General features: G+C 70.3%; 16 protein-coding genes. 8 read left to right on the top strand and 8 right to left on the bottom strand.

Going from position 1 to position 17686, the window contains the following annotated elements; genetic code table 11:
* The first annotated feature begins 11 nt into the window (after window positions 1–11).
* The 7 genes from GSE44_RS08095 to rsmA all read left to right on the top strand — a co-directional run bounded on the left by GSE44_RS08095 (window position 12) and on the right by rsmA (window position 9298).
* Window positions 12–1463, top strand: coding sequence for an FAD-binding oxidoreductase (locus GSE44_RS08095; protein ID WP_159348285.1), 1452 nt, complete (start codon window positions 12–14; stop codon window positions 1461–1463).
* On the top strand, window positions 1463–2194 hold the full coding sequence (locus GSE44_RS08100; RefSeq protein ID WP_328799060.1) for a trypsin-like peptidase domain-containing protein: 732 nt from the start codon (window positions 1463–1465) through the stop codon (window positions 2192–2194). The genes GSE44_RS08095 and GSE44_RS08100 overlap by 1 nt, the downstream gene beginning before the upstream one ends.
* A gap of 80 nt (window positions 2195–2274) precedes the next feature.
* Window positions 2275–3483 (top strand): LPS export ABC transporter permease LptF, encoded by a 1209-nt coding sequence (gene lptF, locus GSE44_RS08105; protein WP_159348287.1) that lies wholly within the window; start codon window positions 2275–2277, stop codon window positions 3481–3483.
* Window positions 3480–4589, top strand: coding sequence for an LPS export ABC transporter permease LptG (gene lptG / locus GSE44_RS08110; RefSeq protein WP_159348288.1), 1110 nt, complete (start codon window positions 3480–3482; stop codon window positions 4587–4589). The genes lptF and lptG overlap by 4 nt, the downstream gene beginning before the upstream one ends.
* Window positions 4586–7000 (top strand): LPS-assembly protein LptD, encoded by a 2415-nt coding sequence (locus GSE44_RS08115; protein ID WP_235924627.1) that lies wholly within the window; start codon window positions 4586–4588, stop codon window positions 6998–7000. The genes lptG and GSE44_RS08115 overlap by 4 nt, the downstream gene beginning before the upstream one ends.
* Before the next feature lie 80 nt (window positions 7001–7080).
* Window positions 7081–8445 (top strand): peptidylprolyl isomerase, encoded by a 1365-nt coding sequence (locus tag GSE44_RS08120; RefSeq protein ID WP_159348289.1) that lies wholly within the window; start codon window positions 7081–7083, stop codon window positions 8443–8445.
* A 16-nt stretch (window positions 8446–8461) separates the two neighbouring features.
* On the top strand, window positions 8462–9298 hold the full coding sequence (gene rsmA, locus GSE44_RS08125) for a 16S rRNA (adenine(1518)-N(6)/adenine(1519)-N(6))-dimethyltransferase RsmA (RefSeq protein WP_159348290.1): 837 nt from the start codon (window positions 8462–8464) through the stop codon (window positions 9296–9298).
* An 82-nt stretch (window positions 9299–9380) separates the two neighbouring features.
* Here rsmA and GSE44_RS08130 read toward each other — a convergent pair whose 3' ends face one another.
* Genes GSE44_RS08130 through GSE44_RS08165 form a run of 8 tightly spaced genes read right to left on the bottom strand, consistent with a single transcriptional unit; the run spans window position 9381 to window position 16554 of the window.
* Entirely contained in the window at window positions 9381–9851 is a 471-nt protein-coding gene (locus GSE44_RS08130) for a hypothetical protein (protein WP_159348291.1), read from the bottom strand.
* A gap of 33 nt (window positions 9852–9884) precedes the next feature.
* A complete protein-coding gene (gene glpD, locus GSE44_RS08135) occupies window positions 9885–11393 on the bottom strand; it encodes a glycerol-3-phosphate dehydrogenase (RefSeq protein WP_159348292.1) in 1509 nt (502 codons plus the stop codon).
* Entirely contained in the window at window positions 11393–12214 is an 822-nt protein-coding gene (phnE, locus tag GSE44_RS08140; protein ID WP_159348293.1) for a phosphonate ABC transporter, permease protein PhnE, read from the bottom strand. Before phnE (GSE44_RS08140) ends, glpD begins: the two co-directional genes overlap by 1 nt.
* Window positions 12211–13011, bottom strand: a complete 801-nt coding sequence (gene phnE / locus GSE44_RS08145; protein WP_235924628.1) for a phosphonate ABC transporter, permease protein PhnE — start codon at window positions 13009–13011, stop codon at window positions 12211–12213. Before phnE (GSE44_RS08145) ends, phnE (GSE44_RS08140) begins: the two co-directional genes overlap by 4 nt.
* Window positions 13008–13775, bottom strand: coding sequence for a phosphonate ABC transporter ATP-binding protein (phnC, locus tag GSE44_RS08150; RefSeq protein WP_159348294.1), 768 nt, complete (start codon window positions 13773–13775; stop codon window positions 13008–13010). The genes phnE (GSE44_RS08145) and phnC overlap by 4 nt, the downstream gene beginning before the upstream one ends.
* Complete coding sequence (gene phnD / locus GSE44_RS08155; protein ID WP_159348295.1) at window positions 13772–14878, bottom strand: phosphate/phosphite/phosphonate ABC transporter substrate-binding protein; 1107 nt, start codon at window positions 14876–14878, stop codon at window positions 13772–13774. Before phnD (GSE44_RS08155) ends, phnC begins: the two co-directional genes overlap by 4 nt.
* Window positions 14875–15714, bottom strand: a complete 840-nt coding sequence (locus GSE44_RS08160; RefSeq protein WP_159348296.1) for an HAD-IIB family hydrolase — start codon at window positions 15712–15714, stop codon at window positions 14875–14877. Before GSE44_RS08160 ends, phnD (GSE44_RS08155) begins: the two co-directional genes overlap by 4 nt.
* Before the next feature lie 48 nt (window positions 15715–15762).
* Complete coding sequence (locus GSE44_RS08165) at window positions 15763–16554, bottom strand: DeoR/GlpR family DNA-binding transcription regulator (RefSeq protein WP_159348297.1); 792 nt, start codon at window positions 16552–16554, stop codon at window positions 15763–15765.
* Window positions 16555–16646: 92 nt separating this feature from the next.
* On the opposite strand from GSE44_RS08165, the gene phnD (GSE44_RS08170) reads away from it, so the two are divergent.
* Window positions 16647–17666: a phosphate/phosphite/phosphonate ABC transporter substrate-binding protein gene (gene phnD, locus GSE44_RS08170; protein ID WP_159348298.1), complete on the top strand. Its 1020-nt coding sequence runs from the start codon at window positions 16647–16649 to the stop codon at window positions 17664–17666.
* Window positions 17667–17686: the final 20 nt, after the last annotated feature.

Raw genomic sequence — 17686 nt, forward strand, 5'->3', positions numbered from 1 at the left:
GTCTCGTGCCAATGCCAGACACCGCCCCGCTCCGCCCCGCGATCCCACTCCCCGATGGCCTGATGGAGGGCCTGCTGGGCATCCTCGGCCCGCGCGGCATCGTCACGGATCCCGCCCAGCTGGAGCCGCATCTCTCCGACTGGCGCGGCCTCTATCACGGCGCGTCCCCAGCCCTGCTGCGCCCCGCCTCCACGGACGAGCTGGCGGCGGCGATGAAGCTTCTCTACGAGGCCGGCATCCCCGTGGTGCCCCAGGGTGGCAATACCTCCATGGTCGGTGGCGCCATGCCGGATGAGAGTGGGCGGCAGGTGATCCTCTCCCTCTCCCGCATGAACCGCATCCGCGACATCGACCCGGTGGACATGACCATGGTCGCGGAAGCCGGGGTGGTGCTGAAGACGGCCCAGGACGCGGCCGCCGAGGCCGGGTGCCTGTTCCCCCTCTCGCTCGGCGCCGAGGGCACGGCGACGATCGGCGGCGTGCTCTCCACCAATGCCGGCGGCAACAACACCGTGCGCTACGGCAATGCGCGGGACCTGATGCTGGGCCTTGAGATCGTATTGCCTGACGGCGGCGTGATCCACGGGCTGCGGCGGCTGCGCAAGGACAACACCGGCTATGCGCTGCGCCACCTGATGGTGGGGGCTGAGGGCACGCTGGGGATCGTCACCGCCGCCGTGCTGCGCCTCTTTCCCCGCCCGCGGGCCGAGGCCATCGCCCTATGCGCCATGGAGAGCGAGGACGCGGCCCTCTCCCTGTTCCGCCGCTTCCGCGACCGGGACGAGGGTGCGGTGCGCGCCTTCGAATACATGTCCGGCACCGGCGTCGGCTTCGTACTGCGCCATGTGGAGGGCGCCACCCTGCCGCTTTCCGAGCGCGCCGATCACTATGTCCTGGTCGATCTCGCCTCCTCCCGCCCCGATGCCGATCTGCGCGGGCTGATGGAGGCGGTGCTGGAGGAGGCGCTGGAGGCCGGCGAGGTGCTGGACGCGGCCCTGGCGGAGAGCGAGGCCCAGCGCCACGCGATCTGGCGCCTGCGCGAGGAGCATCCGGAGGCGCAGAAGCGGGAAGGGGCTTCGGTGAAGAACGACGTCTCCGTGCCTGTCTCAAAGGTGCCGGAGCTGATCCGGCGCAGCAACGCGGCGCTGCAGGCGCTGATCCCCGGCAGCCGTCCCGTGCCCTTCGGCCATATGGGCGACGGCAACATCCACATGAACCTGGAGCAGCCGGAGGGGATGGAGGCCGCCGCCTTCCTCGCCCGCAGCCATGACATCATGGATTGCGTGAATGACATTGTCCGGGATCTGGACGGCTCCTTCAGCGCAGAGCACGGTGTGGGACGCCTGAAGCCGGACATGCTGGCCGAGTGGCGTGGTGGTGCGGAGCTGGATGCCATGCGGCGGATCAAGGCCGCGCTCGATCCCAAGGGTCTGTTGAACCCGGGCAAGGTCTTGCCGGCTTGATGCGTGGCGGGGGCGCGGCGCTGCTGGCGGCACTGGCGCTCTCCGCTTGTGCGGCGCGCGAGCCGCGCCCATGGGACGATGAGGCCACGCCCGGGCAGTCCCGCCCGGCCCACACGCCGGTGCAGCGCCTGCCTGACATCCCGGACGCCTTCCGCGCCGAACTACGCGGCGGCTGGACGCCTGGCTGCCCCCTTCGCGGCTATGCCATCAACCTGGGCAATGGGCTCTTCCTGACCGCCGCCCATCTGGTGGACGACATCGTCCCCCGCCTTCGCCGCTGCGCCGGCACCCCCATGCAGATCACCATCCATTACGCCGGGCGCACCCTGCCGGTGCGGGTGGTCCGGGTCGGGGCCGGGTATCTGGAGCCCGGGGTTGGCCCCATGTACCGCGGCGGGGAAGACCTGGCGTTGCTCCAGGCCCCCATGGCCCTGCCAGGCCCTGCCGCGGTCCCCTGCGGGGAGGGCCCGGCGCGCGGGCAATCGATCCGCGTCTCCTCCGCCCGGCGGCACGCCCTCGCCCAGGCCGGGGACATGGTGCCCGAGACCCGCAAGGTTGACGGCGCCTATGCCGACATCCCCGTCTCCCTCGCCGAAGGCGAGTCCGGCGCCGGGGTTTACGACGCGGCAACCAATTGCCTGCTGGGCGTCGTGAGCCACCGGCCGGATGCCACGCCCGACCGCTCGCGGATCGTTCCAGCCTCCACCATCCGGGCCTTCCTTGGAAGCTGAGGGCCGCCGAAAGGTGGTCCGATCTTCGTGACAATGGGGCATTTGCCCCCACCCGGCCGGGCGGATAGGTTGCGCCCCCCATGAGCCGCGTCACGCGTTATATCTCGAGGCAGATCGCCCTCAGCCTGCTCGCCGTGACCATTGGTCTGGCGGCGCTGATCTGGCTTACCCAGTCGCTCCGCTTCATTGAGCTGGTGCTGGATCGCGGCCTGCCCTTCAGCGTTTTCCTGGAGCTGACGGGGCTGCTTCTGCCCTCCTTCTTCGCCGTCATCCTGCCGATCACCACCTTCGTGGTGACGCTCTTCGCCTATGTCCGCCTCTCGTCGGACCGGGAACTGGTGGTGATGCGCGCGGCGGGGCTGTCGGACTGGCGGCTGGCGCGGCCGGCGATGCTGGTGGCCGCGCTCGCCACTGCGATCGGCTTGGTGCTGCAGCTCTGGCTGGTGCCCATCTCCCATGCCGCCTTCCGCGAATGGCAGTTCGAGATCCGCAACCAGATGGCCGCCATCCTCCTGCAGGAGGGCGTGTTCAGTAGCGTCAGCAACGACCTGACCGTCTATGCCCGTATCCGAGAGCCGGACGGCACGTTGCGTGGCATCCTTATCCATGATCAGCGCGAGGCCGGCGCCCCTGTGACCATCCTGGCCGAGCGCGGCGTGATCCAGTCGGGCCCCAACGGCCCGCGTGTGACCCTGCTGAACGGGCAGCGGCAGCAGGTGGAGCGCAGCGTGCCCCCGAATTCCCCGCCGGGGACACCGCCCGTTCCCCGGCTGACCGTCCTGGCCTTCGGCGAGAACACCGTGGACCTGGCCCGCACCAACCGCACCGAGGACGCGCGCAACCGCGACAGCCGCGAGCGCTTCGTGGGCGAGCTGCTGAACCCGGACCCGGCCGAGGGCCTGCCCGAGCGCGACATCCGCAAGTTTCGCGCGGAGGGTCACGGCCGCCTCGCCTCGCCACTGACCGCCTTTTCGTTTGCACTGGTTGGGCTGGCGGCGGCCCTGGGCAGCGGCTTCCGGCGGCATGGTGGCGGCCTGACCGCCCTGCTCGCCATTGGCTCGGTCGTCACGCTGCTCGCAATCGGTCTTGCCGTGGGTAACCTGGCCGCGCGGGACAACCGCTTCATCCCGCTGATCTGGCTGCATGCGGTCGGCCCGGCCGTGATCGCGGCCTGGGTGCTCTCGGGCGCCCCCGGCTGGCCGCGCCGCGTCCCGCCCGTCCCCGATCAGGGACCCGGCCGGGGGACGGCGCGCAGGGCCACCCTGCCGCGGCGGGTCGCTGCCGGGTGACCTTTCCGCTGACCTTCGGCGCCTATGTCGCGCGCCGCTTCGCCACGATGTGCCTGGTGATGCTCGCCGCCCTCACCGGCCTCGTCGCGCTGTTCGACTTCATCGAGCTGCTGCGCCGAGCCGCAACCCGGGAGGCCGGCTTCGGCATCGTGGCCACCATCGCGGGGCTGCGCGTGCCCTTCGTGGCACTGCAGGTGCTGCCCTTCGCCATCCTGCTGGGCGGCATCCTCGCCTTCTGGCGCCTCGCCCGCTCGTCCGAACTGGTGGTGGCGCGCTCGGCTGGCATCTCGGCCTGGGGCTTCCTGCTCGGCCCGGTGCTGGTGGCGACCCTGTTCGGCTGCATCGCCACCGCGGGCGTCTCGCCGCTCTCCTCCGCCATGCTGGCGCGGGCGGAGCGGTTGGACGCGGCCGTGCTGCGCAACGCCTCTGGCATCACCACCCTGGCCGGCGGCCGGCTCTGGCTGCGCCAGGCGGACCGGGAGCTGGACCCGCAGGGGGTCGCGATCCTCTCCGGCCGCCCCTCCTCCCGCCGGGATGGCAGCTTCGGGCTGGAGGAAGTGTCGCTCTGGCGCATCTCGAGCACGGACCGCTTCCTGGGGCGCGTCGAAGCGCCCCGCGCCACCCTGTCGAACGGCGCCTGGCTGCTGGATGACGCGGTGGCCTTCGGCCAGGACCGCCAAGCCAGCGCCATCCATTCGGTCCGCTTCCCGACCGAGCTGACGCCGGGCCGGATCGAGGACAGCTTCGCCAGCCCCGACACCCTCTCCTTCTGGGCGTTGCCGGACTTCATCACCGTCCTGGAGAATTCGGGCTTCTCGGCGGTGCGGCATCGGCTGCACTTCCATTCCCTGCTGGCCCTGCCCATGCTGGCGGTCGCCATGGCCCTGCTCTCCGCCGGCTTCTCGATGCGCGAGACCCGCAAGGGCGGCGTCGCCCCAATGCTGGGCGCCGGCGTGGCGGCGGGCTTCGCCCTGTTCCTGCTCGACCGGGTGACCGGCGAGTTTGGCGAGACGGGCACGCTGCCCGTGGTCCTGGCCGCCTGGGCGCCGGCCGCGGCCGGGCTGATGTGCGCCGTCGCACTACTGCTTCACCTGGAGGACGGATGAGAGACGCGAGCGACCGGAAGCGCCCCGCCCATCGGTCCGCCCCCCGTTCCGTGCCGGGGCCCGTCGGCCTTCGGGCACGGCTGCTCGGCGGCGCGACCTTCATTGCGGCGCTGGCCGGCCCCGTGGCCGCGCCTGTGCCCGCCGCGGCGCAGGGCGGATTCCTCAACAATGTCCGCCCCGACGAGATGGGGCGGGGCGCCTCCCCCGGCCTTGGCGGGGCGCCGGCGGCGGACGGCACCACCGCTCCCCGATCCGGCCCGCTGGGTGGGCTGGGCGGCGCAAGCAATGCCGACCGCAACGCCCCGGTTACCTTCACCGCGAATGAGGTGGAGTACGACCAGAACGAAAACCGGGTGACCGCGACCGGGGCGGTTGAGGCCTGGCAGAACGAGCGCATCCTGCGCGCGGACCGCTTCACCTATGACCGCGACACCGGCATCGCCATCGCCGAGGGCAATGTCCAGCTGCTGGAGCCCGATGGGCAGGTGCTGTTCGCCGACCGCGCCGAGTTGATGGGCGGCATGCGGGACGCCGTGGTGAACGGGATGCGCGGGTTGCTTGCGCAGAACGGGCGCCTGGCGGCCAATGGCGCCCGGCGCCGCACGACCGAGAGCGGGGCGGTGGTCTCGGACCTTGCTCGCGTCGTCTACTCATCCTGCGACCTCTGCGAGGAGGACCCCACGGCGCCGCCGCTCTGGCAGCTGCGCTCCCGCCTTGCGACCCAGGACGGGGAATCACGTCGCATCCGCTTCCGCGACGCGACCTTGCAGTTCGGCGGCATACCGGCCTTCTATACGCCCTATCTGTCGATGCCGGATCCCTCGACTCCGCGCTCCTCGGGCTTCCTGACGCCGTCCTTCGGCCAGACGCGCTATCTCGGGGCCTTCGCCCAGATTCCCTATTACTGGGCGATCAACGACCAGAGCGACGTCACCATCACCCCGGTGATCGCGAGCAAGGCGCCGCCCAGCGCCTTCTTCAACTACCGGCAGCGCTTCAATTTTGGCCAGATGAACATCGAGGGTTCGATCGGGCAGCTCACCGGAAAGGAATCGAGCGACGAGAAGGGCCTGGGAGGCCATATCTTCGCCCGCGGCCTCTTCAGCATCGACGAGAACTGGCAGGCCGGCTTCAGCATCAACCGCGCGAGCAGCGAGACCTATCTCCGCGCCTACCGCCAGCCGGCCACCTCGATCCTGGCCAGCTCGGTCTTCACCGAGGGCTTCTGGGGCTACGACTCCTATGCCCGCATCAGCGCCCTGGCCTTCCAGAGCCTGCGGGAGCAGGACGTCACGGCCCGCATCCCCTTCGTCCTGCCCAATCTGTATTACGAGACCGTGCTGGGCCGGGATTCGCTCGGCGGCACGCTGACGGGCGATGCGACGGCGTTCAACGTCTATCGCAGCGAGGGAACCAAGACCCGCCGCGCGGGCACGCGCCTGAGCTATGAACTGCCCCGCTTCGATTCGATGGGCGGCCAATGGACCTTTCGCGCCCAGGCCGATGCGCTCGGCTACAATGCGAGTGACATGGACCAGCCGCCCAACAACGTCACCGGGCTTGGCACCACGACCACGGCCAACGGCAATATCCGCGTGGCACTCGACTGGCGGCTGCCGCTGGTGCGCTCGGCCGGCAGCCTGGGGCAGCAGCTGATCGAGCCGCGAGTCCAGCTGGTCACAGGCCCGAACACCGGGGCGCAGCGGGACATCCCGAACGAGGACAGCCTCGACTTCGAGTTCACCGACGCGAATCTCTTCGCCCTGAACCGCTTCAACGGGCGCGACCGCCAGGAGGGCGGCACGCGGGTGGATGCGGCGATGCGAGCCGCCTGGTACTTCCCCAATGGCGGCTCCCTCGACGGGATCGTCGGGCGGTCCTTCCGTGCCTCCAACGAAGCAATATTCCCCGAGCGGTCCGGCCTTGAGCACCGCGCCTCCGACTGGGTGGGCCGGGTCACGTTGGCGCCGACGAACTGGTTCGACGTGACGGCCCGCACCCGCCTGGATGGCGACACGCTGGACCGCCGCCTGATCGACACCTCCGCCGGCTTCGGCCTCGCACCGGTGGGGCTGGAGGGTACGCGGGTGAACCTGGGCTATGTCTACCAGATCCCCCAGCCCTTGCAGACAACGCCGCGCTTCACCCGTGAGATCTATGGCGGCGTGACCAGCCGCATCACCACCCACTGGCGCGGCGGGGTGTTCGGCCGCTACGACCTTGAGGACAGGCGCGGCGTCTCGGTGGGTGCGAGCGCGACCTATGAGGATGAGTGCCTCATCCTCGAGAGCCGCTTCTATCGTTCCTTCGCCGAGAACCCGTCCACCCGCGAACCCTATCCGGGTGGCACCACCGTCCTCTTCCGGATCGCCCTGAAGACGGTAGGCGACTTCTCGCTGCGGGCGCTTTGAGCCGCTTCCCGTTCTGTCCCGCGGGGGCCCTTCCATCGGGTCGCTTCAATCCGCCCGCCGCATGGTCTAGGAACCCGCGCATGCGATGCCTCCCCCATCTCCGCCCGGCGCTCCCGGCCCTCCTCGGCCTCGCCCTGGCGCTGCCCCCCCTGGTCGCCGTGCCGCCCTTGTTCGGCTCGGGCGCTGCCCTGGCCCAGCCGGCCGGCCGCCAAGCCCCGCCGCGGGCCCAGGCGGGCGGCCAGTCGCAGGAGAACCTCAACCGCATCGTGGCCGTGGTGAATGGCGATGTGGTGACGGAGAACGAGGTGCGATCCCGCGCCCGGCTCTTTGCCCTGAATATCGGCCTGCAACCGGCCGGCGACCTGCTGACCCGCATCCGCCCGCAGATCCTGCGCCAGCTGATCGAGGAGCGGCTGCGCCTCCAGGAGATCCAGCGTCGCCGCATCCCGGTGGGCGATGACGAGGTGGCCGAGGCCATCAATGACATCGAGCGCCGCAACGGCCTGCCCACCGGCGGCCTCCGCGCCCAGCTGCGGAGCGCCGGGGTGGAGCCGCGCGTGCTCTACGACCAGCTTCGCGCCCAGATCGGCTGGTCCCGCTTTATCCGCGCGATGCTGGGCCCGAATGCGGAGCCCTCAGAGGGCCAGATCCGGGAGGCGGTGGCGGCCCATGCCGCCCGCGTCGGTCAGCCGGAATTCCTCGTCTCCGAAATCTTCGTGCCGGTGGAGGACCCTTCCTCCGCCGCCGATACGAAGCGCTTCGTGGATGACGTGATCGGCCGCCTGCGCCAGGGCCTGCCCTTCCCCATCGCGGCGACCCAGTTCAGCCAGAGCCAGACGGCGCTGCAGGGCGGCGACATGGGGTGGGTGAGCATGGAGCAGCTGGATCCTGAGGTGGCGGCCGTCGTCCAACGCATGCCGCCGGGCGCCATCTCGAACGCCATCGAGGTGCCGGGTGGCTTCCAGATCGTCACCCTCCGCCAGAAGCGCGAGACGGGGCGTGAGAACGCCACCATGATCACGCTGCGCCAGGCCTTTCTGCCCTTCTCCTCACCGTTGGACCCGCAGAATCCGACGGAGCAACAGCGCCAGCAGCTCGCCCGCGCCCAGGCGATACGTGGCGGCTGTGACGCAGTGGAGGCTGCCGCGCGGGCGGCCAATTCGCCGCGCCCGTCCGATCCGGGTGGCGAGGTGCGGCTGGAGACCCTGGCGCCGCCGCAGCTGCGACAGCTGGTGGCGGGGCTGACGCCGGGCCGGGCGAGCCAGCCGATCGTCACGGGGGAGGGGATTCTGGTGATCGCCGTCTGCACCCGCGAGACGAAGAACCTGGCTACTTTTACGCCGGAGCAGGCGAAGCAGCAGCTTCTGCGTGACCGGGCGGAGAACCTTTCCCGTCAGCAGAGTCGCGATCTGCGCCGCCGCGCCACGATCGAGATGCGGGGCTGAGGGGCGGAGCAGGGGCGTGAACCCGCCCGCCGCCCTTCCCAGCCTTTCCGAGACGGTCCAGCGGCACGGGCTGGCCGCGCGCAAGTCGCTAGGCCAGCACTTCCTGCTGGATGAGGCGCTTTGCGGGCGGATCGCCCGGCTGGCCGGCGATCTGACGGGCCGGCATGTGCTGGAGGTCGGCCCCGGCCCCGGTGGGCTGACGCGCGCGCTGCTGGCCCAGGGCGCTGGCCATGTCCATGCGGTGGAACTGGATTCCCGTGCGGTGGCTGCCTTGGCGGAGCTGGCGGAGGCTTATCCCGGCCGCCTGTCCGTTACCGAGGCCGACGCCTTGCGGGTGGACCCGGTGGACATGATGCCGGAGCCGCGCCGGATCGTGGCAAACCTGCCCTATAACGTCGGTTCGCCGCTGCTGATCGGCTGGCTGGCGAATGCCGGCGCCTATGAGAGCCTGACGCTGATGTTCCAGCAGGAGGTGGCCGAGCGCATCGTGGCCGCCCCGGACACGGAGGGCTACGGCCGGCTTGCGGTGGCCGCGCAGTGGCGTTGCGACGCGCATCTGGTCCTGCGCCTGCCACCCGGCGCCTTCAGCCCGCCGCCCAAGGTGTGGTCCTCGATCGTGCATCTGGTGCCGCATGCAGAGCAGCCGGAGCCGGCGCTCGCCCGCGCCATGGAGAAGGTGACGGCCGCGGCCTTCGGGCAGCGGCGCAAGATGCTGCGGGGCTCGCTGAAGTCGCTCGGCGACGCGGAGCGGCTGCTGGCGGGCGCCGGTATCGAGCCGACGCGCCGGGCGGAGACGCTGAGCGTGGCGGAGTTCGAGATGCTGGCACGAGGACTGCTGGCGCGGAGCGCTTAAGGCAATTTTGGCTGTTGTGCTTGTGGCCCCGGAGACAGCGCCTGCGGAGCCACTCTCGCAGCAGGCCCGAACGAGCCGCGCCTCAGCGCCTGTTCCGTCCCTTCCCTGTATCATCCTCTCGTTGCAGCACCCGTTCGCTCACCGTGGCGACCGTCTCCACGGTGAGCCGGTTCAGGTCGGAGCTCAGGCGCCTGGCATTCGGGCTCGCCGTGATCACGGCGCGGATTGAACCATCGGCCAGGGCGCGCCGCAGCGCCGTCGCGTCGAGGCCAGAGGCCAGGATCTGGGCCACGGCCTCCCGGTAGCGGGGTTCGGTCGTCTCCAGTTCCGCCCGCAGGGCCGCTTCCAGCCGCAGGCCCTCGGCATCGTCGCCTCCGCCGATCGCGGCGGTGGAGAGCTGCTGCAGGTCCGGCAGCGTGCCGCGATGCAGTGCCACGTATTCGCGCGCGAGGGTGAGGGTGGCTGCATTCTCCTGCGCATGGGCGGCCAGCGGCACCAAAGCGGAGAACAGGGCCGGAAGGATGCGGCGGCATAGGAGGGGCGTCTGGGCCATGCGCGCTTGATGCCGTGCCCCGGATGCTCCTGCCTAGCCCGCCGGCGCCATCTCCGCGAAGCGTGACGCGAAGGCCTCGCGCTCGGCCGGGGTCATGTGCAGCCCGCGCTTGGTGCGGCGCCACAGTACGTCATCCGGCTCCGCCACCCATTCGCGGGCTCGCATCCAGTCCAGCTCCCGCGCGGTGATGCCACCGCCCAGGTCGCCGCCCATCGCGGCAACGGAGGTGGCCCCGTCGATCACCCGCTCCAACTCGCTGCCATGTGTGCGGATCAGCCGGTCCAGCAGGGGGCGGGGCAGCCAGGGATGGGCGCGGGCCATGCTCTCGGTGAAGGCGGCGCGCGAGAGCCCGCCGAGATCGCCGCCGGGAAGGGCGGCGCGGGCAGTCCAGGCGGCGCCCGGGCGGTCAAGGGCGCGGGTGATCTGCTCCGCGGCATCCTCCGCCAGGCGGCGATAGGTGGTGATCTTGCCGCCCAGCACGGAGAGCAGCGGCGCGCCCTGCGTGTCCAACTTCAGCGTGTAGTCACGGGTGACGGAGGAGGGATTGTCGGCCCCGTCATCATGCAGCGGGCGGACGCCGGAATAGGTCCAGACGACGTCGTCTGGCGTGACGGGCCTGCGGAACTGGCGGGAGACGGCCTGGCAGAGATAGGCGGCTTCCTCTGGCGTGCAGTGCGGGCGGCCCTGCGCAGGGTCGTGCGGCACGTCGGTGGTGCCGATGAGCGAGAATTCCTGCTCATAGGGAATGACGAAGATCACGCGGCGGTCGTCATTCTGGAGGATGTAGGCCTGCTCGCCCTTGTGCAGGGCGGGCACCACGATGTGGCTGCCGCGCACCAGCCGGACATTACCCTGCAGCTTCGTCCCGGTCGCATCCTGCGTGGAGATCACCCAAGGGCCGGCGGCATTGGCGATGGCGCGGGCGCGCACCACCCGCTCGGTGCCGTCGGCGCCGCGGAGCGTGACAGTCCAGGCATCGGCAGCGCGGGAGGCCTTCACGAACTCGGTCCGCGTCAGCACGGTCGCGCCGCGGTCGGCGGCATCCCGCGCGTTCAGCAGGACGAGGCGGCTGTCCTCCACCCAGCAATCCGAATAGGCGAAGCCGCGCGCGAATTCCGGCTGCTTCAGCGGCTCGCCCTGCGGCAGATGCGCGAGGTCGAGGGACTCGCTGGCCGGCAGCGACTTCCGCTTCGCCAGATGGTCGTACAGGAACAGGCCCGCGCGGATCATCCAGCGCGGCCGCATCTCCGGCCGGTGCGGCAGGACGAAGCGCATTGGCCAGACGATATGCGGAGCGATGCCGAGCAGCACTTCGCGCTCCGCCAGCGCCTCCCGCACGAGGCGGAACTCGTACTGCTCCAGGTAGCGCAGACCGCCATGGATGAGCTTGGAGGAGGAGGAGGAGGTCGCCTCGGCGATGTCGCGCCGTTCCACCAGCATCACCGACAGGCCTCGGCCCACGGCGTCGCGCGCGATGCCGCAGCCATTCACGCCGCCGCCGATGACGAGGAGATCGACGCTGTCAGGAGTATTGATGTTCATCAGAGAAGCCTTGCCCGCACGCGGGTCACGACGATTTCGGCGATCAGCACGACGGCCAGGATCGCAAGGAGGATGGTCGCCACCTGGTCCCATTGGAAGAAGTTGATCGCATCCTCCAGCACCACCCCGATGCCGCCCGCGCCTACCAGACCCAGCACGGCGCTCTCGCGCACATTGATGTCCCAGCGAAACAGTGCGACGCCCCAGAAGGCCGGGCGGATCTGCGGCCATACGGCCTTGAGCATCTCCGCGCCCCAGGGGGCGCCGGCGGCGCGCAGCGCCTCGCGCGGGCCGGCGTTCATCTCCTCCAGCGCCTCGGCCAGCAGCTTGCCGACGAAGCCGATGGAGCGGAAGGCGATGGCAAACACGCCGGCCGCCGCGCCCGGTCCGAAGACCGCCACGAAGATCAGCGCCCAGACCAGCGAATTCACCGAGCGCGAGGCCACCAGCCCCACCTGCGCCAGCGCGTTCAGCGCCGGGAAGCGGCAGATGTTGCGAGCGGCCAGCAGCGCCAGCGGGATCGCCATGATGAAGCCGAAGAAGGTTCCCAGCGTCGCGATGTGCAGCGTTTCGATCAGCGCGCCATGGACGGTGGTGCCGTAATAGGTGATGTCCGGCGGCCACATCCGCAGCAGCAGATCGCCCATTTGCTCCGGCGCATCGGCCAGGAACTCGGGGATGATGTCGATCGTGCGCACCGCCCAGACCACGGCGGCGGTGACGATGAGGAACATCACCCATCGCGTCAGGCGCTCGGCCGGCGTGTGGCGGATCCATTCGCGGCGCAGCGGCGCCAGCGTATCTCCCGTGGTCGCGCTCATCGCATGGTCGCCCGGATGCGGCCGGAGACGAGCTCGGCCAGGAGGATGAGGGCGATGATCGCGATCAGGATCGCCGAGACGAAGTCGTAGTCGAAACGCTTGAAGGCCGCGAAGAGCGTGCCGCCGATGCCGCCGGCGCCAACGACGCCGACCAGGGTCGAGTTCCGCAGGTTGCTGTCGAGCTGGTAGAGGCCGAAGCCGACGAAGCGCGAGGCCACCTGGGGCAATACGGCATAGATCAGCACCGCCATGGGGGAGGCGCCGGTCGAGCGCACGGCCTCTACCTGCTTCATGGAGATCTCCTCCACCGCCTCCGCGAAGAGCTTCGCCACGAAGCCGATGGAGGCGACGATCAGCGCGGCCACGCCGGCCAGCGCGCCGAAGCCCAGCGCCTTCACGAACAGGATCGCGACGATGACATAGTGCAGGCTGCGGCACACGGCGATGAGGGCGCGCACCGGGCCGGAGATCCACCATGGCGCGATGTTGCGCGCGGCCATCAGCCCGAGCGGGAGAGAGAGGATGATGCCTGCGAAGGTCGCGAGCACCGCGATCTGGATGCTCTCGAGCATTCCTTCCACCAGCAGCTCCCAGCGCTCGAAGTTCGGCGGGAACATGCGCGCGAGGAAGCGTCCGCCTTCTCCCAGCCCGCTGACGAAGCGTCCGAGTCCAAGATCGAGCTGCGAGGCCGCATAGACGAGGTAGGCGATGAGCAGCACGCCGAAGATCCGCATGCCCCAATCGGGGGCGAAGGGCGCGCGGCGCTCCGCGGGGGCGGGAAGGGTGCTGTCGCTCACAGCCAGTCCTCGCCCCCGTAGATCTGGCGCAGATGGCTGTCTTCCAGATCCTCTGGCGGGCCGTCGAAGACGATGGCGCCGTTGGACATGCCGACGATGCGCTTGGCGTAGCGCTTCGCCAGAGCGACATTGTGGATGTTGATGATGACCGGCACGCCTTCGGCCGCCGCCAGCCTGGTCAGCATCTCCAGCACCTCCACCGAGGTGCGGGGATCGAGCGAGGAGGTCGGCTCATCCGCGAGCAGAAGGTCCGGCCGCTGCATCAGGGCGCGGGCGATGCCCACGCGCTGCCGCTGGCCGCCCGAAAGTGCATCGGCCCGGCGCGTGGCATGTTCCGGCAGGCCCACGGCGTCGAGCAGCGCAAAGGCGCGGGCGATGTCCTGCTCCGGATACTTGCGCAGCCAGGCGCGCCAGAGCGGTACATAGCCGAGGCGCCCGCAGAGCACGTTCTCCATGACGGAGAGACGCTCCACAAGGTTGTACTCCTGGAACACCATGCCGATCCGCCGGCGGGCGAGCCGCAAGGCCCGCCCGCGCAGCTTCGCGACATCGATGCTGCCCTCGGCACCCGTCAGCCGGATCTCGCCCTTGGTGGGCTCGACCAGCCGGTTGATGCAACGGAGCAGCGTGGACTTGCCGGTGCCGGAGGGGCCGATGATGGCCGTGATCCCCTCCGCGCCGATCGACAGGTCCAGGTTCCGCAGCACCGGCTTGCCGGCCACGTACTCCTTGGTGAGCCCGCGGATGTCGAGCGCGGCGCTCACGGCTTGGCCGCCGGCGCAGTGCCACCGGCCTGCGGAACGGCATGCACGCCGCCGCTCTGCGTCTGCGTGCGGGCGGCGTTGCGGCGCGCCTCGGCCTCCAGCTCGCGCCGGCTCTCGGCATCGAAGGCTGCGCGGTTGTAGGGGGCGTTCACCGCATCGGCCACGGCGCGCACCGGGGCCCATTGCTCGGCATAGGTCGCGGGCCAGAAGCGGTCATTGCCGCCCAGGTCGCGCGCCATCGCCTCGGGGAAGCGGTAGGACATGAAGCACTGCTTGATCTTCTCTTGCAGCTCCGGCTTCAGGTCATGCGCCAGGGCGAAGGAGGAGGTGGGAAAGGGATCGCTCTGCCAGAGAACGCGGAAGTTCTCGGCCTTCACCTGTCCGCGCGCGACCATGCGGGAATAGACATCGGAGGCCACCGGCGCCGCGTCGTAGTCGCCCGCGTTCACGCCCATGACGCTGCGGTCATGTCCGCCGGAATAGAGCACGCGGTAATCCTCGTCCGGCTTCAGCCCCAGTCCCGGGAAGAAGGCGCGCGGGGCGAGGTTGCCAGAGTTGGAGGTGGCGGAAGTATGCGCCACGCGCTTGCCCTTGAGGTCTGCCAGCGTCTGGATGTTGCTGTCGGCACGCACCAGCATCACCACACGGTAGCTCTCGAAGCCCTCTGGCCCGCCCTTCACGGCGAAGGGGACGGCGCCCGCCAGGTTCACCGCGAAGGCGGTGGGGCCGGTGGAGAAGCCCGCGACATGCAGGCGGCCGGACCGCATGGCCTCGACCTGCGCCGCATTGCTCGTCACCTGGAAGTACACGGTGCGCTTTCCGGTGCAGCGTGTCAGGTGATCGACGAAGGGGCGGAACTGGCTGGCGTAGAGGGCCGGGTCCTCGACGGGGGTGTAGGTGAAGACAAGCGTCGAGGGATCGCGCTGGCGTGACGCATCCGGCGTATCCGCGACCATGTCATGGTTGTTGTCGCAATAGCTCTCGTCCAGCGCACCACGGAAGCAGGCGCCATCGGTTGGCTGGGCGGGCGTCTGGGCGGCGGCGGGCAGGGCGATCAGGCCCAGGATCCCAGCCGGGATCGTGGCCAGAAGCAGGTTCCTCATGCGGCGTTCTCCTCCATGTTGTTGTTGGCGCGTGCGGCCAGAAGCGCCGCCGCGAATTCCGCGAAGCCGCGCCCGCCGGGCGCTTGCGTGACATAGGCGGGAGCGGCCGCAATCCTGCTCAGATGGGGCAGCACATTGGCAACTCCCACAGAGAAGGGGATGGCGGCGAAGAGCGGCGCGTCATTCGGACTGTCGCCCAGGAAGGCGACCTGGCCGATCACGCTCTCCAGCGGCGCGATGCGCGTGGCGAAGAGGGATTCGATCCCGGCCCGCTTATCCCAGTCGCCGAACCAGGCGTTCACATGGATGGAGGAGACCTTGGCCTGCGCTCCGCCTGCCTCGAACACCGCCGCGATGCGCGCGGCATCCTCCAGCGGCAGCGGGCCCGCATCCTCGGCGAAGTCCACGGCGGCATCGAACAGGCGGAAGGGCTGGTCGGAGGCGATGCGCGTGCCCGGCACGGCGGCCATGGCCTTATCGGCCAGGGCCATCAGCCGGGCGCGGCCGGCCAGCCGCGTGGCCTCGTCCTGCGCCTGCCAGCGGATCATGCGGCGCGCCACGCGGTCCTCAGCGTACCACAGCGCGCCATTCTCCCCGACCACGGCGGCCACTGGCCATTGCCGCGCGATGGCGTCGCACCAGCCAGCCGGGCGGCCCGTCACGGGGATCACCGACAGTCCCGCTTCCGCCAGCGATTCCATTGCCGAATAGGCGAGGGCGGGCAGGCGGCCCTCCTCGGTCAGCGTGTCATCGATGTCCGTGAGCACGAAGCGCAGCGCGGCCAGGCGCGCGGGCGGCGCGGCGCTCAAGGGCTCCGGGGTAGGAGTCTGGGCCAAGTTTGTTCCTCCACTTAATGTGGAGGATGCCACTCTCAATGTGGAGGGTCAAACATCTTTCGCGATATGGATGGCCACTCCGGCCCGTTCCAAAGCGGCCGCCAGGGGAGCGGGCGGGGCGGCATCCGTCACCAGGTCGGTCAGGGCGGACAGCTCCGCTACGCGCTCCAGGTAGCCGCGCCCGAACTTGCCGGAATCGAGCAGCAGCATCCGCCGCGGCGCCCGTTCCAGCATGGCACGCTTCACCCAGGCGGCGCGGCTCTCAGCATCGGTCAGCCCCTCCACAGTGAGGCCGGAGGCGCCGATCAGCGCCACATCCGCGCTGAAGCGGCGCAGGAAGGCCTGGGTCTCCGCGCCATAGAGGGCGCGCTCGACCGCATAGAACTCGCCCGGTGCCACCAGCACCCGCAGCGCCGGCGTCTCCCCGGCAATGGAGACGGCGGGGAGGCTGTTGGTGATCAGCGTCGCGGGCACCCCGCGCAGGGTGAGGGCACTGACGAAGCGGGCGGTGGTGCTGCCGGCATCCACCATCAGCACCGCGCCTGGCTCCACCAGCGCCGCGGCTGCGGCGCCGATGCGCGCGCGCTCTGCGCCGGCCATGGCCTCGCGGGCCGTGAAGTCCGGCTGCACCCCGGCATGGGTGACGGAAGCCCCACCATAGGTGCGCCGCACGGCGCCCTTGGCCGAAAGCTCCTCGATGTCCCGCCGGACCGTCTCGCCCGAGACGCCGAATCGCGCCGCCAGGGCGCTGATCCGCACCGTGGGGTCCGTGTTCAGCGCCTGGAGGATGGCGGCGTGCCGCGCTTCCTTCCCCGGCGCGCCTTCCTGACGCCTTGCCATGGCGGCAAGGTGATCGGGCGGCGCCGGGCGCGCAACTGGGCGCCCCCTTGGCCGTGGCCCGCGGCGCGTGACAGGCTGGCGCGGAATCCCGAATGCCGGAGCCGCCCATGATCCGCCGCCGCCACCTGGTCGCCGCCGGGGCCCTGCTGCCGCTGGCCGCACGCGGCCAGGGAAGTGCCCAGGGAAGTACTCAGGGAAGCATCCAGGGAAGGGGCCAGCCGGCGCGCCCGATGCCGGCGCCGGGCCGGCGCGACTGGGCGGCGCAGGTGCCGCAGCTCCGCCTCGGGGTGCTGGGCGGCGAATCGGAGAGCGACCGGCTCGGCCGCTACGACGCCTATCGCAAGCTGTTCGAGGACACCTTCGGCATCCCCACCCGCATGTTCTTCGCCAGCGACTATTCCGGTGTCCAGCAGGCCTTCGCCGCGAAGCAGCTGGAGATCGCCAACATGTCACCTGCCGCCTATGCCGGCGTCTGGCTGGACACGAATGGAGGCGTGGAGCCGATCCTGGTGACTCAGGAGCCGGATGGCAGCACGAGTTATGTCGCGCTGATGTATGTGCGCGCCGATTCCGGCATCACGAGGCTGGAGGAGATGCGCGGCAAGGCCATGGCCTGGTCCGATCCCAACTCAGCCTCCGGCTACCTCATCCCCCGCGCCGAGCTTCGCGCGGCGGGCATCGCGCCCGAGACCTTCTTCGGCCGCACCGGCTTCGCCGGTGGGCATGACCAGGCGCTCGTCGCCGTGCTGCAGAAGCAATATGACGCGGGGGTCTGCTGGTCCTCGGGCCAGGGTGACGAAAGCAAGGGCTACTCCCGCGGCGTGCTGACGGCGGCCGTGGAGAAGGGGCTGCTGAACATGCGCGACATCCGGATCATCTGGCGCTCCCGCCCGATCCAGAATGGCCCCGTCGTCGTGCGTGCCGACCTGCCGGCTTCCTTCAAGCAGGACATGGTGGACTTCCACCTCGCTTTGCCCGCCGCCCATCCCGAGATCCACAAGGCGGTGGAGCGCGGCAGCGCTATCGGCTGGGTGCCCACGAAGCATGAGGACTACGCCGTGTTCGTGGACATGCGCCGCGCCGAGGCGGTGGAGCGCCGCCGGCGGAACTGAGCCGGCCCGCGGCGGAGCGG

Origin of the sequence: Muricoccus harenae, assembly GCF_009848505.1 — a bacterium.
Classification (GTDB): domain Bacteria; phylum Pseudomonadota; class Alphaproteobacteria; order Acetobacterales; family Acetobacteraceae; genus Roseomonas; species Roseomonas harenae.

What these genes read in the sequence shown, in the direction of transcription:
- GSE44_RS08095 (WP_159348285.1), top strand. Translation starts at nt 12, where the DNA reads ATGCCAGACACCGCCCCGCTCCGCCCCGCGATCCCACTCCCCGATGGC.
- GSE44_RS08120 (WP_159348289.1), top strand. Translation starts at nt 7,081, where the DNA reads ATGCGATGCCTCCCCCATCTCCGCCCGGCGCTCCCGGCCCTCCTCGGC.
- phnD (WP_159348295.1), bottom strand. Translation starts at nt 14,878, where the DNA reads ATGAGGAACCTGCTTCTGGCCACGATCCCGGCTGGGATCCTGGGCCTG.
- phnE (WP_159348293.1), bottom strand. Translation starts at nt 12,214, where the DNA reads ATGAGCGCGACCACGGGAGATACGCTGGCGCCGCTGCGCCGCGAATGG.
- GSE44_RS08130 (WP_159348291.1), bottom strand. Translation starts at nt 9,851, where the DNA reads ATGGCCCAGACGCCCCTCCTATGCCGCCGCATCCTTCCGGCCCTGTTC.
- GSE44_RS08100 (WP_328799060.1), top strand. Translation starts at nt 1,463, where the DNA reads ATGCGTGGCGGGGGCGCGGCGCTGCTGGCGGCACTGGCGCTCTCCGCT.
- lptF (WP_159348287.1), top strand. Translation starts at nt 2,275, where the DNA reads ATGAGCCGCGTCACGCGTTATATCTCGAGGCAGATCGCCCTCAGCCTG.
- glpD (WP_159348292.1), bottom strand. Translation starts at nt 11,393, where the DNA reads ATGAACATCAATACTCCTGACAGCGTCGATCTCCTCGTCATCGGCGGC.
- GSE44_RS08115 (WP_235924627.1), top strand. Translation starts at nt 4,586, where the DNA reads ATGAGAGACGCGAGCGACCGGAAGCGCCCCGCCCATCGGTCCGCCCCC.
- phnD (WP_159348298.1), top strand. Translation starts at nt 16,647, where the DNA reads ATGCCGGAGCCGCCCATGATCCGCCGCCGCCACCTGGTCGCCGCCGGG.
- GSE44_RS08165 (WP_159348297.1), bottom strand. Translation starts at nt 16,554, where the DNA reads ATGGCAAGGCGTCAGGAAGGCGCGCCGGGGAAGGAAGCGCGGCACGCC.